This window comes from Agromyces sp. NPDC056389 (assembly GCF_042262385.1).
GTDB lineage: Bacteria > Actinomycetota > Actinomycetes > Actinomycetales > Microbacteriaceae > Agromyces.
In genome coordinates this window covers 248,044-273,231 of record NZ_JBHJPN010000002.1, presented here as the reverse complement: position 1 = coordinate 273,231, position 25,188 = coordinate 248,044, and the positions used below count along the sequence as shown (strand labels likewise).

The window sequence follows — 25,188 nt, the reverse complement described above, 5'->3', positions numbered from 1 at the left end:
CGATCCGGGTTCGCTCGCCGCGAGCGATCCATGCCTTCGATTTTCCGTTCCCGTGAGGTTCCCCGTGGCATCCACCGCACCCCTCCCCGGCTGGCTCCGTGCGCCCGACGACGCCAACGCGCTCGCTCCGCTCGTCTGGCCCTCCACCGCTTCGCGCGATGAGGCCGGCCGCCTCGTGATCGCCGGCCGCGATGCGTCCTCGCTCGCCGCCGAGTTCGGCACCCCGCTCTACGTCGTCGACGAGGCCGAGGCGCGCGCCCGGGCCGCACGCACCAAGCGCGCCTTCGACGACGCCGCGGCCTCCATCGGCACGACTGTGACGGTCTATTACGCCGGCAAGGCCTTCCTCTCGGGGGCGATCGTGCGCTGGGTGACCGACGAGGGCCTCGCCGTCGACGTGTGCACCGGCGGCGAGCTCGCCGTCGCACTCGCCGCGGGCGCCGACCCCGCCCGCATCGGCTTCCACGGCAACAACAAGTCGATCGCCGAGATCGAGCGCGGCATCGCCGCCGGCGTCGGCGCGATCGTCATCGACAGCGAGATCGAGATCGAGCGGGTCGCGGATGCCGCGGCGCGCGCCGGCCGGGTCCAGGCCGTGCGGCTCCGCGTGAACAGCGGCGTGCACGCCTCGACGCACGAGTTCCTCGCGACCGCGCACGAAGACCAGAAGTTCGGCGTTCCGCTCGACCGGGCGGTCGAGCTCGGCGCACGCATCCGCTCGCACCCCTCGCTCGCCTTCCTCGGCCTGCACTGCCACATCGGCTCGCAGATCTTCGACGCCGCCGGCTTCGCCGAGTCGGCCGAGCGCCTGCTCGCCGTGCACGCCGAACTCTCGAAGTCCGCCCCCGTTCCCGAGCTGAACCTCGGCGGCGGCTTCGGCATCGCCTACACCTCCGCCGACGAGCCCGCCCCGATCGAGGAGATCGCGTCGGGCATCGTGGCCGCCGTCGCCGCAGGATGCCGCGAGCACGACGTGGCCGTGCCGAAGCTCGCCTTCGAGCCGGGCCGTTCGATCATCGGCCCGGCGGGCGTCACGCTCTACACGGTCGGCACCATCAAGCCCGTGCCGATCGAAGGCGGGGTGCGCCACTACGTCTCGGTCGACGGCGGCATGAGCGACAACGCCCGCACCGCGCTCTACGGGGCCGAGTACTCGGCGCGCATCGCCTCACGCGTCTCCGACGCTGCCCCCGCGCTCGTGCGGGTCGCCGGCAAGCACTGCGAATCGGGCGACATCGTCGTCGACGCCGAGTACCTGCCGGGCGACGTCGCGCCGGGCGACCTGCTCGCGGTGCCGGCCACCGGCGCCTACTGCTGGCCGCTCGCGTCGAACTACAACCACGTGCCCCGGCCGCCGGTCGTCGCGGTCCGCGACGGCGCGGCGCGCGTCATCGTGCGCGGCGAGACCGAGGAGCAACTGCTCGCGCGCGACGCCGGGCTCGAGGCATCCGCCGGCGACGACCGCGCCATCGAAGGGAACCCTGCATGATCGAGTACCGCTCCATCCGAGTGGGCCTGCTCGGAGCCGGCTCCGTCGGCTCGCAGGTGGCACGCCTCCTGCTCGAGCACTCCGACGAGCTCGCCCAGCGCATCGGCGCCCGCATCGAGCTCGTCGGCATCGCCGTGCGCGACGTCGACGCGAAGCGCGACACCGAACTGCCGCGCGAGCTCCTGACGACCGACGCCGACGCGCTCATCCTCGGCTCCGACATCGTGATCGAGCTCATGGGCGGCATCGAGCCGGCGCGCACGCTCGTGCTGCAGGCGATCGCCTCGGGCGCCGACGTCGTCACGGGTAACAAGGCGCTGCTCGCGAACCACGGCCCCGAGCTCTTCGCCGCTGCCGAGCAGGTCGGGGCGCAGCTCTCGTACGAGGCCGCCGTCGCCGGAGCCATCCCCATCATCCGGCCGCTGCGCGACAGCCTCGCAGGCGACCGCGTCGACCGGATCCTCGGCATCGTCAACGGCACGACGAACTTCATCCTCGACCGCATGGACCAGACCGGGGCATCCCTCGAAGACGCCCTGGCGACGGCGACGGAGCTCGGCTACGCCGAGGCCGACCCGACCGCGGACATCGGCGGCTACGACGCCGCGCAGAAGGCGGCGATCCTCGCGAGCCTCGCGTTCCACACGAGCGTCCCCGTCGAGGCCGTGCACCGCGAGGGCATCACGGGCGTCTCGGCCGAGCAGGTCGACTCCGCGCGCCGTGCGGGCTACGTCGTGAAGCTCCTCGCGATCTGCGAGCGACTGACCGATGCCGAGACCGGCGAAGAGGGCGTCTCGGCGCGGGTCTATCCGGCGCTCGTGCCCCGCAGTCACCCCCTGGCGGCCGTGCACGGCGCGAACAACGCGGTGTTCGTCGAGGCATCCGCTGCCGGCCCGCTCATGTTCTACGGCGCGGGCGCCGGGGGAGTGCAGACCGCCTCCGCCGTGCTCGGCGACCTCGTGGCGATCGCGCGCCGGCACGTCATCGGCGGCCCGGGCACGGCCGAGTCGACGCACGCGGCGCTGCCCGTGCTCGAGATCGGCCGCATCACCACGCGATACGCCATCACGCTCGAGGTGGCCGACGAGCCGGGCGTGCTCGAGCAGATCGCGCGCACTTTCGCCGCCCACGGCGTCTCCGTCGAGCAGTTGCAGCAGACCGTCAGCGAGGGCTCCCAGCGGGCTACGCTGGTGATCGGGACGCACGAGGCGAAGGAGTCCGCGCTCGCCGAGACCGTCGCAGCCCTCGCCCAGAGCCCTGTCGTCGCATCCGTCGCGTCCGTCCTCCGAGTCGAAGGAGCAGTGTGAACACCCCCATCACCCCCAAGGCCAACTCGCGTCAATGGCGCGGAGTCATCCGCGAGTACGCGCACCGGCTCGACGTCACCGACGCGACGCCGATCGTCACCCTCGGCGAGGGCGGCACGCCGCTCCTGCCGGCCCCCGCGCTCTCGGCCCGCACCGGCGCCGACGTCTGGGTGAAGTTCGAGGGCATGAACCCCACGGGCTCCTTCAAGGACCGCGGCATGACCATGGCCGTCACGAAGGCCGTCGAGCACGGCGCGAAGGTCGTCATCTGCGCGTCGACCGGTAACACCTCCGCCTCGGCGGCCGCCTACGCCACCCACGCCGGCATCAAGGCCGCGGTGCTCGTGCCCGAGGGCAAGATCGCCATGGGCAAGCTCAGCCAGGCCATCGCCCACAACGCGGAGTTGCTGCAGGTGCAGGGCAACTTCGACGACTGTCTCGACATCGCCCGCGACCTCGCGGCGAACTACCCCGTGCACCTCGTGAACTCGGTCAACAACGACCGCATCGAGGGGCAGAAGACGGCGGCGTTCGAGGTCGTCGAGGCGCTCGGCGACGCGCCCGACTTCCACTTCATCCCCGTCGGCAACGCCGGCAACTACACCGCGTACACGCGCGGCTATCGTGAAGACATCGCGGCGGGCAACGCCACGAGGATGCCGCGGATGTTCGGCTTCCAGGCCTCGGGCTCCGCACCGATCGTGCGCGGCGAGCCGGTGAAGGACCCCGACACCATCGCGAGCGCGATCCGCATCGGCAACCCGGCATCGTGGGAGCTCGCCCTGCAGGCGCGCGACGAGACCGACGGCTACTTCGGCGCGATCGACGACGACAAGATCCTCGAAGCCCAGCGCATCCTCTCGGCGGAGGTGGGCATCTTCGTCGAGCCCGCGTCCGCCATCTCGGTCGCCGGTCTCCTCGAGCGCTCGGCTGCGGGCGTCGTCCCCGCCGGCGCGCGCGTCGTGCTCACGGTCACCGGTCACGGCCTGAAGGACCCGCAGTGGGCGCTCCGCACGGCCGACGGCTCCGACGTGCAGCCGACGATCGTGCCGGTCGACACCGCGCAGATCGCCTCGGTGCTCGGGCTCTCCTCATGACCGGCGCTGCTGCCGTCGCCGGCGCCGGCGCATCGGGAGCCGACGTCGCGACCTCGTTGACCGGGCGCCGCGTGCTCGTGAAGGTCCCTGCGACCTCGGCGAACCTCGGCCCCGGCTTCGACACGCTCGGTCTCGCGCTCGCGAGGTACGACGAGCTCGAGGTCTCGGTTCCCGATTCCTCGGCGGCGCCGGGTGCCCCGACACTCGAGGTCGAGGTGCACGGCGTCGGCGAGGGTGAGGTGCCGCTCGACGAGTCGCACCTCGTCGTGCGCGCGATCGCCCACACCTTCGCCCGTGCGGGCGTGCCGATGCCGGCGCTCAAGCTCGTGGCGCACAACGTCATTCCGCATGGCCGAGGCCTCGGCTCCTCGGGCGCCGCGATCGTCGCGGGCGTCGTGGCGGCCAAGGGACTGCTCGACGGCATCGTCGACTTCAGCGCCGACGAGCTGCTCGACCTCGCCACCGAGCTCGAAGGGCACCCCGACAACGTGGCGCCCGCGCTGTTCGGCGGGCTCACGATCGCCTGGGTGACTCCGGAGGGCCCGCGGCACAAGAAGCTCATGGTGCACCGCGGTGTCTCACCGCTCGTGCTCGTGCCCGAGCACGAGATGTCGACGGCGCTGGCCCGTTCGCTGCAGCCCGAGTCGGTGCCGCACGAAGACGCCGTCTTCAACGTGTCGCGCTCGGCGCTGCTCGTCGCCGCGCTCATCCAGAGTCCCGAGCTGCTCTTCCAGGCCACGGAGGACAAGCTGCACCAGCACTACCGCGCTGCGGCGATGCCCGAGACCGATCGGCTCATCCGAGTCCTCCGCGAGGCGGGGCATCCGGCGGTCGTCTCGGGCGCAGGGCCGTCGATCCTCGTCCTCGCGAGCGACCCGAGCGAGCGAGCAGCGGCCATCGCCCTCGTCGAGGCCTCCGCCGACACCGCCTGGCAGGCGTTGCCGCTCGCGGTGGACTTCAAGGGCGCGACGGTTCAGAGCGCGTAGCGCGTCGCGGAGGACCGGCGGACGATCGCCGGTCCTCCGCCGTGCGGCATCCTCTCCACAGGCGCGTCGCGTGGCGGGACGAACGGCTCGGTGATGGTAGACTGACCACGCACCCGGCAGGTGACGCACTGTTCGCGTCCCAGCTCGCTCGTGCAATTCCCGGCAATCTATTGCTTTCGCTCTCGCGCGTGTCTGCGCCATCGTGCGCACCGGCATCGCTCGTGCCAGCGATCAGCTCTCCTGAATCCGCAACTCTTGCGACAGGGGAAAGGAACATACCCAGTGACCAACGGAACCGACCACGCCGATCGCGTGGCCAACACCGCCCGTCTGTCCGCCATGAAGGTCGCCGAGCTCCAGGAGCTCGCCGCATCCCTCGGCCTCGCGGGCGGCTCGAAGCGCCGAAAAGGAGAACTCGTGGAGTTGATCTCCGAGCACCAGGCCTCGGCGGCCGACGGCGGGTCCGCCGCTTCGGCTGACCAGACCGAGGCTCCGGCGGCCGAGCAGGCCGCTCCCGTCGAACTCGACGTGCCTGCTGCGGCCGAGCCTCCGGCAGAGCCGGAAGCCCCGGCCGAGCCCGAAGCTCCGGCTGCCCTTGCAGCCGAGGCCGTGGCCGAAGCACCCGCGACCACGCCGACGCGTCAGCGTCGTCAGCCGCGTCGTGCCACGAGCGCGACCACGTCGGCCGTGCAGCACGTCAACGCCGGCGGTGCCGGTGTCGGCCTCGTGCCCGAGACCGCAGCGCCGACCGAGACCGACGAGGCCCGCGAGGCCGCTCGTGCCGCAGTGCGCGAGGAACTCGCCGCAGCGACCGGTGAGGGCGCTCGCGGCGCCCAGTCCGCCGAGGGCGACGGCGAGGCCGCAGCGTCCGAAGAGCCCCGCCAGGGCCGCAGCCGCAACCGCGGTCGTCGCGGCGGCGAGCGTGGCGATCGCGCCGAGCGCGGTGACGACGCCCAGAAGGGCGAGCAGAAGCAGGGCGAGCGCCAGTCGGGTCGACAGAACGACCGTCAGAACGCCGACCAGGGCCGCAAGGGCGACGAGCAGGGCGTCAAGTCCGGCGAGTCCCGCCAGAACGGCGACGCCGACAAGTCCAAGCAGCAGGGCGAGGGCCGCGGCCGCGACCGCGACAACCAGGCTCGCGACGGACAGGGCCGTGACGGTCAGGCACGTGACGGCCAGGGCCGTGACGGCCAGTCGCGCGACCCCCAGGCGCAGCTCGACGGCGAAGGCGGCCGTCGCAACCGCTATCGCGACCGCAAGCGTCGCGGCCAGGGCATGGGCGACGAGCTCGAGCCCGAGATCCTCGACGACGACGTGCTGATCCCCATCGCGGGCATCCTCGACGTGCTCGACAACTACGCATTCGTGCGCACGACCGGCTACCTGCCGGGCCCGAGCGACGTCTACGTCTCCCTCGGTCAGGTGAAGAAGTACAACCTGCGCAAGGGCGACGCGGTCGTCGGCGCCATCAAGCAGCCGCGCGACAACGACTCGAGCAGCCGTCAGAAGTACAACGCGCTCGTCAAGGTCGACTCGATCAACGGTCAGACGACCGACGAGGCGGCGGCCCGCGTCGAGTTCCAGAGCCTCACGCCGCTCTACCCGCAGGAGCGTCTGCGCCTCGAGACCGAGCCCACCAAGCTCACGCAGCGCATCATCGACCTCGTCGCGCCGATCGGCAAGGGCCAGCGCGGCCTCATCGTCGCGCCCCCGAAGGCCGGCAAGACGATCGTGCTGCAGCAGATCGCCAACGCGATCTCGATCAACAACCCAGAGGTCCACCTCATGGTCGTGCTCGTCGACGAGCGCCCCGAAGAGGTCACCGACATGCAGCGCACGGTGAAGGGCGAGGTCATCGCCTCGACCTTCGACCGTCCGGCCGAAGACCACACGACGGTCGCCGAGCTCGCCATCGAGCGCGCCAAGCGACTCGTCGAGCTCGGTCACGACGTCGTCGTGCTGCTCGACTCGATCACGCGCCTCGGCCGTGCGTACAACCTGGCCGCACCGGCATCCGGTCGCATCCTCTCGGGCGGTGTCGACGCCTCGGCGCTGTACCCGCCGAAGCGCTTCTTCGGTGCTGCGCGCAACATCGAGAACGGCGGCTCGCTGACCATCCTCGCCACCGCGCTCGTCGAGACCGGGTCGAAGATGGACGAGGTGATCTTCGAGGAGTTCAAGGGCACCGGCAACTCCGAGCTGCGCCTCTCGCGTCAGCTCGCCGACAAGCGCATCTTCCCGGCGGTCGACGTCAACGCGTCGTCCACGCGCCGCGAGGAGATGCTGCTCTCGGCCGACGAGGTCAAGATCACCTGGAAGCTGCGCCGCGCCCTCGCAGGGCTCGAGCAGCAGCAGGCGCTCGAAGCCGTGCTCGGCCGTCTGAAGGAGACGCAGTCGAACGTCGAGTTCCTCATGCTCATGCAGAAGTCGATGCCGGTCGCGACCGGTCACGGCAACTCGCACGGGCACGAGACCGACCACCGCTGAGGCATCCGTGTTCGAGTCCGTCCAGAGCCTGCTCGCCGAGCACGCGAAGCTGCAAGAGGAGCTCGCCGACCCGGCGCTCCACGCCGATGCTGCGCGGGCGAAGAAGGTCAACCGGCGCTACGCCGAGCTGAGCCGGATCGTCTCCGCGCACTCGGCGTGGCTCGAGGCGCAAGACGACCTCGCCGCCGCGCGTGAACTCGCGAAGGAGGACGAGGCGTTCGCCGAAGAGGTGCCGGCGCTCGAAGAGGGGCTCGCCACGGCGCAGGAGCGGCTCCGCCGACTCCTGATCCCGCGCGACCCCGACGACGGCCGCGACGTGATCATGGAGATCAAGGGCGGTGAGGGCGGTGCAGAGAGCGCCCTCTTCGCCGGCGACCTGCTGCGCATGTACATGCAGTACGCGCAGTCGAAGGGCTGGAAGATCGAGCTCCTCGATCAGAACGAGTCCGACCTCGGCGGCTATAAAGACGTACAGGTCGCGATCAAGTCGAACGCGACCGATCCGTCTCAGGGCGTGTGGGCGCACCTGAAGTACGAAGGTGGCGTGCACCGCGTGCAGCGCGTGCCCGTCACCGAGACGCAGGGGCGCATCCACACCTCGACGACGGGCGTGCTCGTCTTCCCCGAGGTCGACGAGCCCGAAGAGGTCGACATCAACCAGAACGACCTGAAGATCGACGTCTACCGTTCCTCGGGCCCCGGCGGCCAGTCGGTCAACACGACCGACTCCGCGGTGCGCATCACCCACCTGCCCACGGGCATCGTGGTGTCGATGCAGAACGAGAAGTCGCAGCTGCAGAACCGCGAGGCCGCGATGCGCGTGCTGCGCGCCCGCATCCTCGCGCGTCAGCAGGAGGAGATCGCGGCCGCGGCGTCCGACGCCCGCAAGTCGCAGATCCGCTCCATGGACCGGTCCGAGCGCATCCGCACGTACAACTTCCCCGAGAACCGCATCGCCGATCACCGCACCGGGTACAAGGCCTACAACCTCGACCAGGTGATGAACGGCGCGCTGGAACCGATCATCGAGTCGGCCATCCAGGCCGACGAAGAGGCGCGACTGGCTCACCTCGGCGACCAGTAGTCGCAACGAGACGGATGCCCCGGACACCTCGAGTGTCCGGGGCATCCATCGTCTCGGGGCGAGGGTGCCGAGCGTTCAGATGTGCCAGTCGTGCACGCCGCGAGCGGCGTCGGCCGTCTCATGCGAGAGCGGCTTGAACGTCGCGGGGATGCCGACGATGAGCGAGTGAGCCGGGGCATCCTTCGTGACGACGGCGTTCGCGCCGATCGCGCTCCACGCGCCGATCGTGATGTCGCCGAGCACCTTCGCGCCCGCTCCGACGGTGACCCCGTCGTCGAGCGTCGGATGCCGCTTCGCCCCGCGGTCGGCGCCGCGGGCGGCCTTCCCGCCGAGGGTGACACCGTGGTAGAGCATGACGTCGTCGCCGACGACCGCCGTCTCGCCGACGACGACGCCCATGCCGTGGTCGATGAAGAACCGGCGGCCGATCGTGGCGCCGGGGTGGATCTCGACACCCGTGAGGAATCGCACGAGCTGCGAGATGAGCCGGGCGGGCAGGCGCAGCCCGCCGCGCCAGAGCTTGTGGGCGAGTCGGTAGCCCCAGATCGCGTGCAGGCCCGAGTAGGCGAGGAACACCTCGAGGTTTCCGCGGGAGGCGGGGTCGTGCGCGCGCGCCGTCGCGATGTCTTCGCGGAGAGCTCGGAAGAAGGTCACGTCGTAAGTCAATCAGTCCGCACGTCGTTCGGATGCCACGAGCGCCCGGGACAGCATCAGCGGATGCTGCGCCGGGCGCTCACGATCGTTCAGTCGCGCAGGTCTTCGTAGAGCACGGTCGAGACGTACCGCTCGCCGAAGTCGGGCACGACGACGACGATCGTCTTGCCGTCGTTCTCGGGGCGCTTCGCGACCTCGAGGGCTGCCCAGACGGCCGCGCCCGACGAGATACCGCCGAGGATCGCCTCGTCGGTCGCGAGGGCGCGTGCCGTGGCGATGGCGTCGCTCGTCGCGACGTCGATGACCTCGTCGTAGACCTCGCGGTCGAGCACGTCGGGCACGAAGTTCGCGCCGAGGCCCTGGATCTTGTGGGGGCCGGGCGTGCCCTGCGTGAGGATGGGGGAGTCGGCGGGCTCGACGGCGACGACCTGGAGGCCCGGCTTCTGCTCCTTGAGGTAGCGGCCGGCGCCTGTGATGGTGCCGCCCGTGCCGATGCCGGAGACGAGGATGTCGACGCCGCCGTCGGTGTCGTTCCAGATCTCGGGACCGGTCGTCGCGTAGTGGATCGCCGGGTTCGCCTCGTTCTCGAACTGGCGTGCGAGGATCGCACCGGGCGTGGCCTCGACGATCTCGTTGGCCTTCGCGACCGCGCCCTTCATGCCCTCCGAGCCGGGGGTGAGCACGATCTCCGCGCCGTAGGCGCGCAGCAGCACGCGGCGCTCGACGCTCATCGTCTCGGGCATGGTGAGGATCACGCGGTAGCCGCGAGCAGCGCCGACGAGTGCCAGCGCGATGCCGGTGTTGCCGCTCGTGCCCTCGACGATCGTGCCGCCCGGGGCCAGCTCACCCGACTTCTCGGCCGCATCGATGATGGCGACGCCGATGCGGTCCTTGACGCTCGCGGCGGGGTTGTAGAACTCGAGCTTCGCGAGCACCGTGGCGCCCGCGCCCTCGGTGAGCCGGTTCAGGCGCACGAGCGGCGTGCGACCGACGACCTCGGTGATGTTCTCGTAGATCTGCGCCATGTGGCTTGCCTCTCGGGTCAGGTGGTGGACGACGGCCTCAGCCTAGGCTTCGGCTCGCACGGAGGCGAGTGCGTTACATTCCATTGCGTGGATACGACGACCCCCGACGCCCGTGCGCGATCCCTGCGCGAGCTCCGAGACGAGATGGCGTCGACGCTCGCCTCCGCCGGCGTCCCCGACCCGGAGGTCGATGCCGAGCTCCTCATCGGTCACGTGCTCGGCCTCTCCCGCGGCGCGGTGCAGGCGCGCATGGTCGTCGGCGGAGAGGTCGATGCAGCGGATGTCGCGACGCTCGCCGAACTCGTCGGCCGCCGTTCCCTGCGCGAGCCGCTGCAGCACATCACGGGGCGTGCGGCGTTCCGCAATCTCGACCTCCAGGTCGGCCCAGGGGTCTTCGTGCCGCGGCCCGAGACCGAGCAGGTCGCCCAGCTCGCGATCGACGCGCTCGCCTCCGCGGCCGAGCCCGAGCCGATCGGCGTCGACCTCGGCACGGGCAGCGGGGCGATCGCCCTCGCACTCGCGACGGAGGTGCCGCACGCGAGGGTGTGGGCGGTCGAGAAGTCGCCCGAGGCGTTCGTCTGGACGAAGCGCAACGTCGCCGAGGTCGCGGCGCCCAATCTCGAGCTCGTCTTCGGCGACCTCGCCGACGCCCTGCCCGAACTCGACGGCCGGGTGGCGGTCGTGGTCTCGAACCCGCCCTACGTCCCGCTCCGCGAGATGCCGCGAGACCCCGAGGTGCGCCTCCACGACCCCGAGCAGGCGCTCTACGGCGGTGCCGACGGACTCGACGTCGTCCGGGTGCTCTCCCGGCGTGCGCTCGCGCTGCTGCGCCCGGGCGGCGCGCTCGTGATCGAGCACGGCGAGGAGCAGTCTGCGGCGATCGCCGAGATCCTCGCGGCTGACGGTTGGCGAGCGATCGCGCATCACCGCGACCTGACGACGCGCGATCGGGCGACCTCCGCGGTGCGCTGAGCGGGCCGCGCCCAGCACCGCCCGCTAGTCCTTCTTCGCCCGCTCCGCCTTCTCGCGCGCGTTCCGCTCACGTTCGAGCGCGTTCCTCTCGCGCTCGAGGGCGTGCCTGATCGCCTCGCGTTCGCGCTTCTGCGCCTCGCGCAGGGCCTTCTCCGCCTCCCGCCGTGCCTTCGCCGCCTCACGGACCTGCTTGTCGCGCGGCAGCTCGAGCGTCGGCGGCAGCGGTTCCTCAGCGGGAGCGGCGGCGCCCGACTCGACCCGGCCCACGTGGTACTCGATGCCGTCGAGGATGCGCTCGAGGCCGAACGAGAAGTCGTCGTCGCTCTCGTCGGGGCCGGTGCCGGGTTCCGCGACGTAGCCGCCTGCGGCGAGGAGCGGGCTCAGGTACGGGAACCGTTCGGGGGTCACGAGCTCGGCGAGCGCCTCGAAGTAGTTCGCCCCGGTGACGTCGGCCGGGTCGGCCGCTGCCGCCGCGGCGACGCCGAGGTCCCGCTCCTGCGCGCCGGTGGCGCGTGCGTAGCTCGTGAGCAGCAGCAGGGCCGACATCTTCTCGCCGTCGCTGAGGGGGAGCGCGCGCACCTCGCGCAGGAACCAGTCGACGATGAGCAGGCTGTTGGGCGTGATCGGCGCTCCCGAGATCGGGATGTCGACGAGCCAGGGGTGCTCGCGGTAGGTGGCTCGCATCGCGCGCACCCAGGCCGAGATGCCGGCGCGCCACTCGCGTTCGACCGTGTCGTCGGGCACTGGCGGCGTGGCCGCGCCCTCCTGCATCAGCAGGATCAGGTCGTCCTTGCTCGTGACGTAGCGGTAGAGCGACATGGTCGTGAAGCCGAGCGACGCCGCGACACGGCTCATCGACACGGCGCCGATCCCCTCGGCGTCGGCGATCTCGATGGCGGCGTCGACGATGCGCTCGATCGAGAGCTCCCGCTTCGGCCCCCGCTGCGGGTTGGCCGCGACGCCCCACGCGAGCGCCACCGCTCGAGGGAGTTCGGGGTCGCGTCGCTCGGGACTCACACGCTCAGGGCTCACAAGGGGTCCGTTCTCGAGAAGGTGTTGACGACAGTCTAGAACTGTGTATTACTTAAACAACAGTGCACCGCATAAACAGTTTGCACCATACGCAGACGAGAGAACAGGAGAGATCCATGTCAGTCGCGATCGACACGCACGGGCTCCGCAAGCGATTCGGGTCGACCGAAGTGCTCGCCGGCCTCGACCTCAGCGTGCCCGCGGGCTCGGTGTTCGCCCTGCTCGGCCCGAACGGCGCCGGCAAGACGACCACCATCAACATCCTGACGACGCTCGTGAAGCCCGACGCCGGCGTCGCGCGGGTCGCGGGCTTCGACGTCGCCGCATCGCCAGAGGAGGTGAAGCAGCGCATCGCCCTCACCGGTCAGTCCGCCGCCGTCGACGAGGTGCTCACCGGCACCGAGAACCTCGTCATGATGGGCAGGCTCTCGGGACTCGGCCGACAGCAGGCACGGCGCCGGGCCGCCGAGCTGCTCGAACGGTTCGACCTGACGGATGCCGCGCGCCGACGTCTCGGCACGTACTCCGGCGGCATGCGCCGACGTCTCGACCTGGCCCTCAGCCTCGTCGTCGACGTGCCGATCCTCTTCCTCGACGAGCCGACCACGGGCCTCGACACGCGCAGCCGTCAAGAGCTCTGGAACGTCATCCGCGGGCTCACCGAGACCGGCACGACGGTCTTCCTCACGACGCAGTACCTCGAGGAGGCCGACCGGCTCGCCGACCGCATCGCCGTGCTCGACCGGGGCCACATCGCAGCCGAGGGCACGGCCGACGAGCTGAAGGCGCGCATCGGCGGCGACGTCGTCGAGCTCCGCGGCGCCGACGGCGAGCTGCTGCTCGAACTGCCGACCGACGGCAGCGTGCACGGACTGCGCGCCGCCATCGACCTGCTCGACCGCTCGCCGGCCTCTGCGGTCGCCGGGGCGCAAGTGTCCATCCGCCGCCCGAGCCTCGACGACGTGTTCCTCGCGATCACCGCCGGCTCAGCGGCATCCGCCCCCGAACTCATCGAATCGAAGTGACCGACATGACGACCCTGACGACCACCACCACGACCTCGACGACGTCGGGCGCCGGCATCGCGCCAGCACCGGCCCGAGCGAAGCTCGGCCCGTTCACGGCCGAGACGACGTTCATCGCACGCAGCTTCCGACACTCGGTGCGCGATGTCGACGCCATGCTCATGGCGGTGCTGCTGCCGACGATGCTCATGCTGATGTTCACCTTCATCTTCGGCAACGCGATCGACCCGTCGGGCGGCTACGTCGACTACGTCGTACCCGGCATCATCCTGCTCTGCGCGGGATTCGGCGCCTCGTCGACCGCCATCTCGGTCTCCCGCGACATGACGACGGGCATCATCGACCGGTTCCGCACCATGCCGCTGCGGAGCGGAGCCGTGACCACCGGTCACGTCGTCGCGAGCCTCGCCCGCAACCTGGTCGCGACGGGCGTCGTCATCGCGGTGGCGCTCCTCGTGGGCTTCCGGCCGAGCGCGACGCCGCTCGAATGGCTCGCGGTGCTCGGCCTCGTCGCCCTCTACATCCTCGCGATCACCTACCTCTTCGCGGCGATCGGACTCGCGGCGTCGAGCCCCGAGGCCGCGAGCGGCTACGGATTCATCCTGCTGTTCCTGCCCTACCTCTCGAGCGCGTTCGTGCCGGTCGAGACGATGCCGGAGTGGCTGCAGTGGATCGCCGAGAACCAGCCGATCACGCCGGTCATCGAGACGATCCGGGGCCTGCTCATGGGCACGCCGATCGGCGACTCCGCGTGGTGGGCGATCGGCTGGTGCGTCGGAATCGTCGTCGTCTCGGTCGTCTGGGGCGGCTGGCTGTTCCGGCGCAAGGCGGGTCGCCGCTGACGCGGTCGAACGGCAGCGGATGCCGCGGCGCACGCCTGCGCCGCGGCATCCGTCGACCGTCGCGGTTCCGCACCGGACTGCTGGTCTAGAATCGGCAGGTCATGACTGCCATCTACGACTGTTCGGTCGACTCAGAGCTCCTCACCGGCATGCGCCTCGCACGGAGCGCCATCGGACGGGGGGAGCTCGTCGTCATCCCCACCGACACCGTGTACGGCGTGGCCGCCGATGCCTTCGCCCCCAAAGCCGTCTCCCGGCTCCTCGACGCCAAGGGGCGCGACCGCACCTCGCCGCCGCCCGTGCTGATCCCGGGCATCCCGACCCTCGATGCGCTCGCGAGCGAGGTGCCGGCGGCCGTGCGCGAGCTCGTCGGCGAGTTCTGGCCCGGCGGCCTGACCGTGATCCTCCACGCCCAGCCGTCGCTGCAGTGGGACCTCGGCGAGACGCGCGGCACCGTTGCGCTCCGCATGCCGGCCAACCCGATCGCCCTCGAGCTCCTGGCCGAGACGGGCCCGCTCGCGGTGTCGTCGGCGAACCGCTCGGGCGAGCCCTCGGCGACCACGGCGGCGGATGCCGCGGAGATGCTCGGCGACTCGGTGAACGTCTACCTCGACGGCGGGCCCGCCGGTGGTTCGTACGAGGCGATCGGGGAGCGCGAGGGCGACACGTCCTCGACGATCGTCGACGCGACGGCGCTCGCCCGCGAAGGCGGACGGCTCCGCATCGTGCGCGCCGGCGTGATCTCGCGGGAGCGCATCGCAGCGGTCGTGGGGGAGGACCTCCTCGAGCCCGAGGCCGCGCCTGAGCCCGCGTCCGCGCCTGAGCCCGCCGCCGCGGAGATCGAGCCCTCCGCCGAATCGCCCGCGACGACTGCCGACGCCGAGTCCGCGATCTCCGCCGCCGACGACGGGGACGCTGCCGCCTCATGACCCTCTTCCTGGCCATCGCACTGCTGACGGCGCTCGTCACCTTCGGCGGATCGATCCTCGTCTGGAAGCTGAGCCTGAAGTACAAGCTCTACCCGAAGATCCGCGAGCGCGACGTGCACACGCGGCCGACGCCGCGTCTCGGCGGCGTCGCGATGTTCGTCGGCATCCTGATCGCCTTCGGCGCCGCGGCGTTCGTCTCCACGCTCGGTTCGTCACGGTTCTCGAACATCGCGATCGTGTTCCAGAACCCGGGCCAGATCCTCGCGATCCTCGGCGCCGCGCTCCTCATCGTGATCGTCGGCGTCGCCGACGACATCTGGGACCTCGACTGGACGACGAAGCTCGCCGCCCAGTTCCTCGCCGCCGGGCTCATCACGTGGCAGGGCGTGTCGATCGTGTCACTGCCGATCGGCGGCATCACCGTCGGCTCGTCGTGGATGTTCGCGATCATCACGGTCTTCGTGATCGTGCTCGTGATGAACGCGGTGAACTTCATCGACGGTCTCGACGGACTCGTCGCGGGCGTCGCCCTCATCGCGAACGGCGTGTTCTTCCTCTATTCCTACCTGCTCGTGCAGCAGACCTCGCCGACGAACTATTTCAACCTCGCCTCGCTCGTGGCGATCATCCTCGTCGGCGCGTGCGCCGGATTCCTGCCGCTCAACTGGCATCCCGCGAAGCTCTTCATGGGCGACGCGGGCGCGCTCCTCATCGGGCTCCTCATGGCCACCTCCGCCGTCGCGGTCACGGGCCAGCTGAACCCGACCGGCGTCGGCCTCAACCAGTTCGTGGCCGCGTTCATCCCGATCCTGCTGCCCTTCGCGGTGCTCGTGATCCCGCTGCTCGACTTCGGCCTGGCGGTGATGCGGCGCCTGCGCGCCGGCAAGTCGCCGTTCTCCGCCGACCGCAAGCACCTCCACCACCGGCTGCTCGACATGGGCCACTCGCACCTGCACGCGGTGCTGATCCTCTACGGCTGGACGGCGGTCGCCTCGGTCGGATGCCTCCTCACCTACGTCTTCCCGGTCTACTTCAAGATCTCGTCGCTGTGGGCGCTCCTCGCGCTGTTCATCGGCTTCGTCATCTGCGCCGTCATCACGCTCGCCCCGCTCGGCCGCCGCAAGCGCCTCACCGTCGCGGCCGAGGCGGAGGCGATCGACGAGGCCCCCGAAGCGGATGTCGCGGGGCTCGACGAGCTCGCCGGTGACGAGGCATCCGTTCCTGCCGGCCCGCGGCAGGGCCCGGCGTCCGCTCAGGACGGCTCGGTAGAATCCGGCGACCCCGAACCTGGAGCACGATGAACGACGCACGTCCCGAAGCAGACCGAACGCCGACCTCGAATCCCGTGTTGCGGAGGGCGCTCGTCTGGGGCAGCATCCTCGCCGGGGTGATCCTCGTCGTGGGAGCCATCCTCGGCTACGTGCTCGCCGGCGTGCCCGGACTGCTGGGCGCCCTGATCGGCACGCTCATGGCCGTCGTCTTCATGGGCATCACCGCGGCGAGCATCCTCGCCGCCAACCGCTTCGCGTCGAGCGACCTCTTCGTCGGCGCCTTCTTCGGCATCGTGCTCGGCGGCTGGATCCTGAAGTTCATCGTCTTCATCGTGCTCGTCGTGGTGCTGCGCGATGCCGAATGGCTGAACACGACGGCCCTCTTCCTGAGCCTCGTCGCCGGGGTGCTCGCCTCGCTCGCGGTCGACGTGATCGTCGTCGCGAAGTCGCGGCTGCCCTACGTCAGCGACGTCGAGCTGCCGAAGGCGCCCACCGAAGAGTGAGACCCTCTCGGCGATTCGTCGGCTGCCCGAAGTATTGCTAGAGTAATGGGGATCCCCCCACGGTACTGCCCTGCTTGCGCACGGGCTGCCGAGGTCCATGTTCGTCGCCGCGAGAGCCGAGCTCCACGCCCCGAAACAGGAGAAAGCGCTGCTAGCTAACGCTCTGAACCTGCTGGTTCCGATGTCAACCGATGATGGTGGCTTCCACGGGCCGTCGATCGACGAATTCTTCCCCGGAGCGCTGTTCTTCGAGGGCAACGAGTTCCTCGAGATCAACCGCATCATGCTCGTCCGCTTCGTCGCGGTCGTCGCCCTGCTGCTCGTGTTCTGGCTCGGCACCCGTCGCATGAGCGTCGTGCCCGGGCGGTTCCAGAGCCTCGTCGAGATGGGTCTCGACATGGTGCGCGTGAACATCGCCGACGACCTGCTCGGCAAGAAGGACGGCAAGCGGTTCCTGCCGATCCTCACGACCATGTTCTTCATGATCCTGTTCATGAACCTGACGGGTGTCATCCCGTTCCTGAACATCGCCGGCACCTCCGTCATCGGCGTGCCGCTCGTGCTCGCGATCGTCGCGTACGTCACCTTCATCTACGCGGGTGTCAAGAAGAGCCCCAAGAACTTCTTCAAGAACTCGCTCTTCCCCTCGGGTGTGCCGTGGCCGGTGTACATCATCGTCACGCCGATCGAGCTCATCTCGACGTTCGTGATCCGCCCGATCACCCTCACGCTCCGACTCATGATGAACATGATCGTCGGCCACCTCCTGCTGGTCCTCTTCTTCGCGGCGACGCAGTTCTTCGTCGTGCAGATGAGCGGATGGTGGACCCTGCTCGGTGTCGGAACGCTGGCCTTCGGCCTCGCGTTCACGCTGTTCGAGGTCCTCGTCGCAGTCCTGCAGGCGTACGTCTTCGCCCTCCTCACCGCGGTCTACATCCAGCTCGCGGTCGCAGAAGAGCACTGAGCCCGGGCATCCGCCCAGAACATTCCCTAGGAAAGGAAACCCAACGTGGACGCAACCACCGTTCTCGCTGAGATCAACGGCAACATCGCGACGGTCGGCTACGGCCTCGCCGCCATCGGCCCGGCCATCGGCGTCGGCATCGTCGTCGGCAAGACGATCGAGGGCGTCGCCCGCCAGCCCGAGCTGGCCGGCCGCCTCCAGGTCCTGATGTGGATCGGTATCGCCTTCACCGAGGCGCTCGCCTTCATCGGCATCGCCACCTACTTCATCTTCGTCTGATCCACCCGCCGCAACTGAGGAGGCCAACGTGCTTCATGCAGTACTGAGCGCTGCAACCGAGGGTGGCGAGACCCACAGCCCGGTGATTCCGGAGTGGTACGACATCATCTGGTCGTCGGTCTGCTTCATCATCATCCTCATCTTCTTCTGGAAGTACGTGCTCCCGCGCGTGCAGAAGCTGCTCGATGAGCGCGGCGAGGCGATCGAGGGCAACATCGCGAAGGCCGACGAGGCGCAGCGCAAGGCCGAGGCGGCACTCGAGGAGTACACCGCCCAGCTCGCCGACGCGCGCACCGAAGCCGGTCGCATCCGCGAGACGGCTCGCGACGACAGCAAGAAGATCGTCGCCGAGGCGAAGGACGCTGCGACCGTCGAGGCCGCTCGCGTGACCGCGAGCGCGCAGGCGCAGATCGAGGCGGAGCGCCAGACGGCACTCGTCTCGCTCCGCTCCGAGGTGGGCACGCTGGCCATCGACCTCGCATCAGGGGTCATCGGCGAGTCGCTCTCCGACGACGCCAAGGCGACCGCGGTCGTCGACCGGTTCCTCGCCGACCTGGAGGCCTCCGAGGCCGCCGCCGGAGGGAAGAAGTAGTCCATGGGTAGCGCTACGAGAGAGGCCATGGCCGGCTCGAAGGCCGCGCTCGCGGAACTCGGCCGCGCCGAGCTCCCCGTCGCCGAGGCACTCCTCGCCGCCGGCCGTGTCATCGGCGAGTCCGCGCACCTGCGCACGGCGCTCGTCGACACCGAGGCCGATGTCGCGCAGAAGCGCGCGCTCATCGAGGCCGTCTTCGGCTCCCGCATCCCGGCCGAGGCCGCCTCGCTCCTCGTGAGCGCGGCTTCGCGCCGGTGGTCGTCGGGCGACGACTTCCTCGCCGGCATCGAAGAGATCGGCATCCGCGTCGCCGCTGACTCCGCTCCCGACGGCGTCGACCTCGACGCCGAACTGCTCGCGTTCGAGCGGGCCGTCGCGGGCGACGCCGAACTCGAGCTCGCGCTCGGATCGAAGCTCGGCGAGACCGTCGCCAAGACGCAGATCGTCGACCGGCTCCTCGACGGCAAGGCATCGCCCCAGACCGTCGTGATCGTGCGGCACCTCGTGCAGCAGCCTCGCGGCCGCCGCATCGGCGAACTGCTCCGCCACGGGGCGACCGTCGTGGCAGACCAGCGCGGATTCGACATCGCGACGGTCACGAGTGCCGTTCCGCTCACCGCCGCCCAGCTGGGCCGGCTCGAGCAGGGCCTCGCCGCCCAGGCGGGCCGCCGTGTCCGCTTCGACACCATCGTCGACCCCGCCGTGCTCGGCGGAGTCCGCGTGCAGATCGGCGACGACGTCATCGACGGCAGCGTCGCCTCGCGCCTCAGTTCGCTGCGGCAGAAGCTTGCCGGCTGACGCCGGTTGAAACGACCGGCGCTCGCGCCGCGACACACCAGTAGCTGTACAACCGGTACAGAAAAAGGGAAAAGACAATGGCAGAACTCACCATCAGCCCCGACGAGATCCGTTCGGCTCTCTCGGAGTTCGTCTCGTCGTACGAGCCGGGACAGGCGGAGAAGACCGAGGTCGGGTACGTCACCGACGCCGGCGACGGCATCGCGCACGTCGAAGGTCTTCCCTCGGTCATGGCGAACGAGCTGATCCGCTTCGCGGACGGCACGCTCGGTCTCGCGCAGAACCTCGACGAAGACGAGATCGGCGTCGTCGTGCTCGGCGAGTTCACCGGCATCGAAGAGGGCATGGAGGTGACCCGCACCGGCGAGGTCCTCTCCGTCCCCGTCGGTGAGGGCTACCTCGGCCGTGTCGTCGACCCGCTCGGCAACCCGATCGACGGCCTCGGCGAGATCACCGGCATCGAGGGCCGTCGCGCCCTCGAGCTGCAGGCGCCCGGCGTCATGCAGCGCAAGTCGGTGCACGAGCCGCTGCAGACCGGCATCAAGGCCATCGACGCGATGATCCCGGTCGGCCGCGGCCAGCGCCAGCTCATCATCGGCGACCGCCAGACCGGCAAGACGGCCATCGCGATCGACACGATCATCAACCAGAAGGCCAACTGGGAGTCGGGCGACCCGTCGAAGCAGGTCCGCTGCATCTACGTCGCCGTCGGCCAGAAGGGCTCGACCATCGCCTCGGTGAAGGGCGCCCTCGAAGACGCCGGAGCCATGGAGTACACGACGATCGTCGCGGCTCCCGCCTCCGACCCGGCCGGCTTCAAGTACCTCGCGCCGTACACCGGCTCGGCCATCGGCCAGCACTGGATGTACGACTCCAAGCACGTCCTCATCATCTTCGACGACCTGTCGAAGCAGGCCGAGGCCTACCGTGCCGTGTCGCTGCTGCTGCGTCGTCCGCCGGGACGCGAGGCGTACCCCGGTGACGTCTTCTACCTGCACTCGCGTCTGCTCGAGCGTTGCGCGAAGCTGTCCGACGAGCTCGGCGCCGGTTCGATGACGGGCCTGCCGATCATCGAGACCAAGGCGAACGACGTCTCGGCATACATCCCGACCAACGTGATCTCGATCACCGACGGCCAGATCTTCCTCCAGTCCGACCTGTTCAACTCGAACCAGCGTCCGGCCGTCGACGTCGGCATCTCGGTCTCCCGAGTCGGCGGTGACGCACAGGTCAAGTCGATCAAGAAGGTCTCCGGCACGCTGAAGCTCGAGCTCGCCCAGTACCGCTCGCTCGAGGCGTTCGCGATGTTCGCGTCCGACCTCGACGCCGCCAGCCGCCGCCAGCTCGCTCGGGGTGCACGCCTCACCGAGCTGCTCAAGCAGCCGCAGTACTCGCCGATGTCGGTCGAGAAGCAGGTCGTCTCGATCTGGGCCGGCACCAACGGCAAGCTCGACGAGGTCCCGGTCGAGGACATCCTCCGTTTCGAGAGCGAGCTGCACGACTTCCTCGCCCGCAACACCGAGGTGCTGAACTCGCTCCGCGAGACCAACGTGCTCTCCGACGAGACCGCGGCCGAGCTCGCGACGGCCGTCGACACGTTCAAGCTCGAGTTCCAGACGGGCGAGGGCAAGCCGCTCGCCTCGGTGGGGTCCGAGCAGTTCGAGGCGATCGCTGAAGAAGAGGTCGTCCAGGAGAAGATCGTCAAGGGTCGCCGCTAGTCATTCCGAGGTTCCCTGAGGCTCTCGACGGGAACTGACCTCACGGGGTCGAGTCGAGAGCCTCAGTACCAGGAAGACAGGACACAGGAGAAACATGGGAGCGCAGCTTCGGGTCTACCGGCAGAAGATCAAATCTGCCCAGACGACCAAGAAGATCACGCGGGCGATGGAGCTCATCTCCGCCTCGCGGATCCAGAAGGCTCAGGCGCGCGTTGCGGCGTCGGAGCCGTATTCGACCGCCATCACTCGGGCCGTCTCGGCCGTTGCGAGCTACTCGAACGTGGCACACGTGCTGACGACCGAGCCGGAGCGCATCGATCGCGCGGCGATCGTGATCTTCACGTCCGACCGCGGCCTGGCCGGTGCGTTCAACTCGCAGGTGCTGCGTGAGGCCGAGGAGCTCACCGAGCTCCTGAAGAGCCAGGGCAAGGCGGTCGAGTACTTCCTCGTCGGCCGCAAGTCCGTCGGCTACTTCAACTTCCGGCACCGCGCCTTCGAGCGCAGCTGGATCGGCGGCACCGACAACCCCGACTTCGACACGGCGAAGGAGATCGCCGACGCGGTGCTCGAGGCGTTCCTCCGGGACGCGAGCGACGGTGGCGTCGACGAGATCCACATCGTCTACAACCGCTTCGTGAGCCGCATCACGCAGGTTCCGGTGGTCACCCGCCTGCTCCCGCTCGAGGTCGTCGAGAGCGACGAGGTCCCCGAGGCCTCGACCAAGCACGAGGTCTTCCCGCTCTACGAGTTCGAGCCCGACGCGGAGACCGTCCTCGACGGGCTCCTGCCGGTCTACATCGAGAGCCGCATCTACAACGCGATGCTGCAGTCGTCCGCGGCGAAGCACGCGGCGACGCAGAAGGCGATGAAGTCGGCCTCCGACAACGCCGACAAGCTCATCACCGACTACACGCGTCTGGCGAACAATGCACGCCAGTCCGAGATCACCCAGCAGATTTCCGAGATCGTGGGCGGCGCTGACGCGCTGTCGTCCGCCAAGTAGCCCCTTACGAAGAGAGAGAACACATGACTGACACCGCTACCGCCTCGGCCGCGGCCGCGCCTGTGGCCGGCGCCGTCGGCCGCGTCGCCCGGGTCACCGGCCCCGTCGTCGACATCGAGTTCCCGCACGACTCGATCCCCCCGATCTACAACGCGCTGAAGACCTCGATCACGATCGACGACGTCACCACGGTGCTGACGCTCGAGGTCGCCCAGCACCTCGGTGACGACCTGGTCCGCGCGATCGCCCTGAACCCGACCGATGGTCTCGTCCGTGGCCAGGAGGTCACCGACACCGGCGCATCGATCTCGGTTCCCGTCGGCGATGTCACCAAGGGCAAGGTCTTCAACGTCATCGGCGATGTGCTGAACGCCGAGCCCGGCGAGCAGATCGAGATCACCGAGCGTTGGCCCATCCACCGCAAGGCTCCGGCATTCGACCAGCTCGAGTCCAAGACCTCCATGTTCGAGACCGGCATCAAGGTCATCGACCTCCTCACGCCGTACGTGCAGGGTGGAAAGATCGGCCTCTTCGGTGGTGCCGGTGTCGGCAAGACCGTCCTCATCCAGGAGATGATCCAGCGCGTCGCGCAGGACCACGGTGGTGTGTCGGTGTTCGCCGGTGTCGGCGAGCGCACCCGTGAGGGCAACGACCTCATCCACGAGATGGAGGAGGCGGGCGTCTTCGACAAGACCGCCCTCGTCTTCGGGCAGATGGACGAGCCGCCGGGAACGCGTCTCCGCGTCGCCCTGTCAGCCCTGACCATGGCGGAGTACTTCCGCGATGTGCAGAAGCAGGACGTGCTCCTCTTCATCGACAACATCTTCCGCTTCACGCAGGCCGGTTCCGAGGTCTCCACGCTCCTCGGCCGCATGCCGTCGGCCGTGGGTTACCAGCCGAACCTCGCCGACGAGATGGGCGTTCTGCAGGAGCGCATCACCTCGACTCGTGGACACTCGATCACCTCGCTGCAGGCGATCTACGTTCCCGCCGACGACTACACCGACCCGGCCCCGGCGACGACCTTCGCCCACCTCGACGCGACGACCGAGCTCTCGCGCGCCATCGCGTCGAAGGGCCTCTACCCGGCCGTCGACCCGCTGACGTCGACCTCGCGCATCCTCGACCCCCGTTACCTGGGCGAGGACCACTACCGCGTCGCCACCACGGTCAAGCAGATCCTCCAGAAGAACAAGGAACTGCAGGAGATCATCGCCATCCTCGGTGTCGACGAGCTCTCCGAGGAAGACAAGATCACGGTGTCGCGTGCGCGCCGTATCGAGCAGTTCCTCTCGCAGAACACCTACATGGCGAAGAAGTTCACCGGTGTCGAGGGTTCGACCGTTCCGCTCAAGGACACGATCGAGTCGTTCGATGCGATCGCCAAGGGTGACTTCGACCACGTGGCCGAGCAGGCATTCTTCAACGTCGGTGGAATCTCCGACGTCGAAGAGAAGTGGGCGCAGATCCAGAAGGAGAATGGCTGAGCATGGCCAGCCTCAACGTGAGTGTCGTCTCGGCCGACCAGCAGGTCTGGTCGGGCGAGGCGACCATGGTGGTGGCACGCACCGTCGAGGGCGAGATCGGCATCCTGCCGGGTCACGAGCCGATGCTCGCGATCCTCGCCGGCGGCGAGGTGCGGGTCACCCTGCCCGGCGGTGAGAAGATCACCGCCAACGCTGATGACGGATTCCTGTCGGTGCAGGCGAACGCGGTGCAGGTCGTCGCATCCCGCGCCGAGCTCGTCTGAGGAGTAGCGGATGCAGGGGGAGCAGCCGATCGAACGCCAGTTCGGTGACTTGAGTGTCACCCAGCTCATCGTCATGGCCGGGTTGCCGGGCGCGGGAAAGTCGACGATCGGCGAGATCGTCGGCGCCCGGCTCGGCGCCACGGTCGTGTCGGTCGACCCGATCGAGTCCGCGATCCTGCGGGCCGGTATCGACGCCGACCAGCCGACCGGTCTCGCTGCCTACCTCGTGGCCGAGGAGATCGCCGAGAAGGAGCTCGACTCCGGCCGCACCGTGATCGTCGACGCGGTCAACGCCGGTGAGGCGGCCCGACTCCAGTGGCGCGACCTCGCTGAGCGAGCCGACGTGCGCCTGCGCGTCATCGAGGTCGTCTGCTCCGACGAGGCTGTGCACCGCACCCGCCTCGAGAAGCGCGAGCGCAAGCTCCCGCACTTCGAGGAGACCACCTGGCGCGCCGTCGAGCAGAGCCTCGAAGGGTATGCGGCCTGGACCGGCCCGTCGTCGGCACTGCCTCGCGTCACGATCGACAGCATCGGTTCGCTCGGTTCGAACGTCGACGCGGCGCTCGCCTTCATCGGCTCGTAGTGCGGCTGCTCCTTCCGCCGTCCGAGACCAAGCGCGACGGCGGTGCCGATGCCGCGCTCGACCTGAACGCGCTCTCGTTCCCTGTGCTCACGATGGCGCGGGCGGCGACCACCGCTGCCGTGGCGGAACTGGCCCTGCAGCCCGCCGAGATGATGCGAGCACTGAAGCTCGGCCCCCGACAGGCGCACGAGGTCGACCGCAACCGCGATCTGCTCGGCTCGCCGACGATGCCGGCGCTCGATCGCTACACCGGTGTGCTCTTCGATGCCCTCGACGCACCGACGCTCGACGCTGAAGCGCGCGCGTACGCCGCGACGCACGTCGTCGTGCATTCCGCATTGTTCGGTCTGCTCGGTGCGATGGATCCCATCCCGGCCTACCGGCTCTCCCACGACTCGCGCCTGCCGGCGGTTCGGCTGAAGGCGCTCTGGCGCGACCCGATCGCGACCGCACTCGAGTCGGAGAGGGGTGTGATCCTCGATCTCCGTTCCGAGGCCTACGTCGACCTCGGACCGGCGCCGGCGCGCGTCGATACGGCCTTCGTGCGTGTGGTCTCGGTCGACGGGTCGGGACGGCGACGCGCACTCAACCACTTCAACAAGCGAGCGAAGGGGCTCTTCACCCGCGCCGTGCTGGTGGCCAGGCCCAGGATCGACTCGATCGGCGAGCTGATCGACTGGGCGCACGAGGCCGGCTTCTCGCTCGCGCTGAGCCCGGTTCGCGACGATTCAAGCGTTCGCGAACTCGAACTCGTGGCCTGATGTCGACGATGCCCGGCGGCGGCCTCAGCGGTCGGCG

Annotated in this window: 25 protein-coding genes; 22 read left to right on the top strand and 3 right to left on the bottom strand. The window is 69.5% G+C overall.

The features are described from left to right. Nucleotides 1-52 precede the first annotated feature (52 nt). From lysA to prfA, 6 genes are all read left to right on the top strand, one after another. A complete protein-coding gene (lysA, locus tag ACFCVM_RS14220; RefSeq protein WP_375837152.1) occupies nt 53-1,489 on the top strand; it encodes a diaminopimelate decarboxylase in 1,437 nt (478 codons plus the stop codon). After that, nucleotides 1,486-2,796: a homoserine dehydrogenase gene (locus tag ACFCVM_RS14215; RefSeq protein ID WP_375837149.1), complete on the top strand. Its 1,311-nt coding sequence runs from the start codon at nt 1,486-1,488 to the stop codon at nt 2,794-2,796. Before lysA ends, ACFCVM_RS14215 begins: the two co-directional genes overlap by 4 nt. Beyond that, entirely contained in the window at nt 2,793-3,893 is a 1,101-nt protein-coding gene (gene thrC, locus ACFCVM_RS14210) for a threonine synthase (RefSeq protein WP_375837147.1), read from the top strand. The genes ACFCVM_RS14215 and thrC overlap by 4 nt, the downstream gene beginning before the upstream one ends. Beyond that, nucleotides 3,890-4,879: a homoserine kinase gene (thrB, locus tag ACFCVM_RS14205; RefSeq protein WP_375837145.1), complete on the top strand. Its 990-nt coding sequence runs from the start codon at nt 3,890-3,892 to the stop codon at nt 4,877-4,879. Before thrC ends, thrB begins: the two co-directional genes overlap by 4 nt. A gap of 282 nt (nt 4,880-5,161) precedes the next feature. After that, nucleotides 5,162-7,366: a transcription termination factor Rho gene (rho, locus tag ACFCVM_RS14200; protein ID WP_375837142.1), complete on the top strand. Its 2,205-nt coding sequence runs from the start codon at nt 5,162-5,164 to the stop codon at nt 7,364-7,366. A 7-nt stretch (nt 7,367-7,373) separates the two neighbouring features. Continuing rightward, nucleotides 7,374-8,450, top strand: a complete 1,077-nt coding sequence (gene prfA, locus ACFCVM_RS14195) for a peptide chain release factor 1 (protein WP_375837141.1) — start codon at nt 7,374-7,376, stop codon at nt 8,448-8,450. A 75-nt stretch (nt 8,451-8,525) separates the two neighbouring features. On the opposite strand, the gene epsC is transcribed toward prfA, so the two are convergent. Together epsC and cysK are read right to left on the bottom strand one after the other, a co-directional pair. Next, nucleotides 8,526-9,104 (bottom strand): serine O-acetyltransferase EpsC, encoded by a 579-nt coding sequence (gene epsC / locus ACFCVM_RS14190; protein ID WP_375837140.1) that lies wholly within the window; start codon nt 9,102-9,104, stop codon nt 8,526-8,528. Between the two features lie 89 nt (nt 9,105-9,193). After that, complete coding sequence (cysK, locus tag ACFCVM_RS14185; protein ID WP_375837138.1) at nt 9,194-10,129, bottom strand: cysteine synthase A; 936 nt, start codon at nt 10,127-10,129, stop codon at nt 9,194-9,196. 87 nt (nt 10,130-10,216) lie between these two features. Between cysK and prmC the strand changes: the two genes are divergently transcribed. Further along, a complete protein-coding gene (gene prmC, locus ACFCVM_RS14180; RefSeq protein WP_375837137.1) occupies nt 10,217-11,101 on the top strand; it encodes a peptide chain release factor N(5)-glutamine methyltransferase in 885 nt (294 codons plus the stop codon). A 24-nt stretch (nt 11,102-11,125) separates the two neighbouring features. Here prmC and ACFCVM_RS14175 read toward each other — a convergent pair whose 3' ends face one another. Then, complete coding sequence (locus ACFCVM_RS14175; RefSeq protein WP_375837136.1) at nt 11,126-12,133, bottom strand: TetR/AcrR family transcriptional regulator C-terminal domain-containing protein; 1,008 nt, start codon at nt 12,131-12,133, stop codon at nt 11,126-11,128. Between the two features lie 116 nt (nt 12,134-12,249). Between ACFCVM_RS14175 and ACFCVM_RS14170 the strand changes: the two genes are divergently transcribed. The 15 genes from ACFCVM_RS14170 to ACFCVM_RS14100 all read left to right on the top strand — a co-directional run bounded on the left by ACFCVM_RS14170 (nt 12,250) and on the right by ACFCVM_RS14100 (nt 25,151). Continuing rightward, nucleotides 12,250-13,158: an ATP-binding cassette domain-containing protein gene (locus tag ACFCVM_RS14170; protein ID WP_375837134.1), complete on the top strand. Its 909-nt coding sequence runs from the start codon at nt 12,250-12,252 to the stop codon at nt 13,156-13,158. Nucleotides 13,159-13,163: 5 nt separating this feature from the next. Then, nucleotides 13,164-14,000, top strand: a complete 837-nt coding sequence (locus ACFCVM_RS14165; RefSeq protein WP_375837132.1) for an ABC transporter permease — start codon at nt 13,164-13,166, stop codon at nt 13,998-14,000. A 101-nt stretch (nt 14,001-14,101) separates the two neighbouring features. After that, on the top strand, nt 14,102-14,929 hold the full coding sequence (locus tag ACFCVM_RS14160; RefSeq protein WP_375837131.1) for an L-threonylcarbamoyladenylate synthase: 828 nt from the start codon (nt 14,102-14,104) through the stop codon (nt 14,927-14,929). Continuing rightward, entirely contained in the window at nt 14,926-16,230 is a 1,305-nt protein-coding gene (locus tag ACFCVM_RS14155) for an MraY family glycosyltransferase (RefSeq protein WP_375837129.1), read from the top strand. The genes ACFCVM_RS14160 and ACFCVM_RS14155 overlap by 4 nt, the downstream gene beginning before the upstream one ends. After that, complete coding sequence (locus ACFCVM_RS14150; protein ID WP_375837128.1) at nt 16,227-16,703, top strand: hypothetical protein; 477 nt, start codon at nt 16,227-16,229, stop codon at nt 16,701-16,703. The genes ACFCVM_RS14155 and ACFCVM_RS14150 overlap by 4 nt, the downstream gene beginning before the upstream one ends. Before the next feature lie 181 nt (nt 16,704-16,884). Then, complete coding sequence (atpB, locus tag ACFCVM_RS14145; RefSeq protein ID WP_375837127.1) at nt 16,885-17,667, top strand: F0F1 ATP synthase subunit A; 783 nt, start codon at nt 16,885-16,887, stop codon at nt 17,665-17,667. 45 nt (nt 17,668-17,712) lie between these two features. Next, nucleotides 17,713-17,946 carry an ATP synthase F0 subunit C gene (gene atpE, locus ACFCVM_RS14140; protein ID WP_022888426.1) on the top strand — a complete coding sequence of 78 codons (234 nt, stop codon included), beginning with the start codon at nt 17,713-17,715 and terminating at the stop codon, nt 17,944-17,946. Between the two features lie 28 nt (nt 17,947-17,974). Then, complete coding sequence (locus tag ACFCVM_RS14135; protein ID WP_375837124.1) at nt 17,975-18,538, top strand: F0F1 ATP synthase subunit B; 564 nt, start codon at nt 17,975-17,977, stop codon at nt 18,536-18,538. Between the two features lie 3 nt (nt 18,539-18,541). Beyond that, entirely contained in the window at nt 18,542-19,336 is a 795-nt protein-coding gene (locus ACFCVM_RS14130) for a F0F1 ATP synthase subunit delta (RefSeq protein ID WP_375837122.1), read from the top strand. Nucleotides 19,337-19,413: 77 nt separating this feature from the next. After that, entirely contained in the window at nt 19,414-21,054 is a 1,641-nt protein-coding gene (gene atpA, locus ACFCVM_RS14125) for a F0F1 ATP synthase subunit alpha (RefSeq protein WP_375837121.1), read from the top strand. Nucleotides 21,055-21,148: 94 nt separating this feature from the next. After that, on the top strand, nt 21,149-22,057 hold the full coding sequence (locus tag ACFCVM_RS14120) for a F0F1 ATP synthase subunit gamma (RefSeq protein WP_375837119.1): 909 nt from the start codon (nt 21,149-21,151) through the stop codon (nt 22,055-22,057). Between the two features lie 23 nt (nt 22,058-22,080). Beyond that, nucleotides 22,081-23,544, top strand: coding sequence for a F0F1 ATP synthase subunit beta (gene atpD / locus ACFCVM_RS14115; protein ID WP_375837117.1), 1,464 nt, complete (start codon nt 22,081-22,083; stop codon nt 23,542-23,544). Between the two features lie 2 nt (nt 23,545-23,546). Next, on the top strand, nt 23,547-23,807 hold the full coding sequence (locus ACFCVM_RS14110) for a F0F1 ATP synthase subunit epsilon (protein ID WP_056014040.1): 261 nt from the start codon (nt 23,547-23,549) through the stop codon (nt 23,805-23,807). A 10-nt stretch (nt 23,808-23,817) separates the two neighbouring features. Next, nucleotides 23,818-24,390, top strand: coding sequence for an AAA family ATPase (locus tag ACFCVM_RS14105; protein WP_375837115.1), 573 nt, complete (start codon nt 23,818-23,820; stop codon nt 24,388-24,390). Beyond that, entirely contained in the window at nt 24,390-25,151 is a 762-nt protein-coding gene (locus ACFCVM_RS14100; protein WP_375837114.1) for a YaaA family protein, read from the top strand. The genes ACFCVM_RS14105 and ACFCVM_RS14100 overlap by 1 nt, the downstream gene beginning before the upstream one ends. Nucleotides 25,152-25,188: the final 37 nt, after the last annotated feature.

What these genes read in the sequence shown, in the direction of transcription:
- ACFCVM_RS14215 (WP_375837149.1), top strand. Translation starts at nt 1,486, where the DNA reads ATGATCGAGTACCGCTCCATCCGAGTGGGCCTGCTCGGAGCCGGCTCC.
- thrB (WP_375837145.1), top strand. Translation starts at nt 3,890, where the DNA reads ATGACCGGCGCTGCTGCCGTCGCCGGCGCCGGCGCATCGGGAGCCGAC.
- cysK (WP_375837138.1), bottom strand. Translation starts at nt 10,129, where the DNA reads ATGGCGCAGATCTACGAGAACATCACCGAGGTCGTCGGTCGCACGCCG.
- ACFCVM_RS14170 (WP_375837134.1), top strand. Translation starts at nt 12,250, where the DNA reads ATGTCAGTCGCGATCGACACGCACGGGCTCCGCAAGCGATTCGGGTCG.
- ACFCVM_RS14165 (WP_375837132.1), top strand. Translation starts at nt 13,164, where the DNA reads ATGACGACCCTGACGACCACCACCACGACCTCGACGACGTCGGGCGCC.
- ACFCVM_RS14160 (WP_375837131.1), top strand. Translation starts at nt 14,102, where the DNA reads ATGACTGCCATCTACGACTGTTCGGTCGACTCAGAGCTCCTCACCGGC.
- ACFCVM_RS14155 (WP_375837129.1), top strand. Translation starts at nt 14,926, where the DNA reads ATGACCCTCTTCCTGGCCATCGCACTGCTGACGGCGCTCGTCACCTTC.
- ACFCVM_RS14150 (WP_375837128.1), top strand. Translation starts at nt 16,227, where the DNA reads ATGAACGACGCACGTCCCGAAGCAGACCGAACGCCGACCTCGAATCCC.
- atpB (WP_375837127.1), top strand. Translation starts at nt 16,885, where the DNA reads ATGTCAACCGATGATGGTGGCTTCCACGGGCCGTCGATCGACGAATTC.
- ACFCVM_RS14130 (WP_375837122.1), top strand. Translation starts at nt 18,542, where the DNA reads ATGGGTAGCGCTACGAGAGAGGCCATGGCCGGCTCGAAGGCCGCGCTC.
- atpA (WP_375837121.1), top strand. Translation starts at nt 19,414, where the DNA reads ATGGCAGAACTCACCATCAGCCCCGACGAGATCCGTTCGGCTCTCTCG.
- ACFCVM_RS14120 (WP_375837119.1), top strand. Translation starts at nt 21,149, where the DNA reads ATGGGAGCGCAGCTTCGGGTCTACCGGCAGAAGATCAAATCTGCCCAG.
- atpD (WP_375837117.1), top strand. Translation starts at nt 22,081, where the DNA reads ATGACTGACACCGCTACCGCCTCGGCCGCGGCCGCGCCTGTGGCCGGC.
- ACFCVM_RS14110 (WP_056014040.1), top strand. Translation starts at nt 23,547, where the DNA reads ATGGCCAGCCTCAACGTGAGTGTCGTCTCGGCCGACCAGCAGGTCTGG.
- ACFCVM_RS14105 (WP_375837115.1), top strand. Translation starts at nt 23,818, where the DNA reads ATGCAGGGGGAGCAGCCGATCGAACGCCAGTTCGGTGACTTGAGTGTC.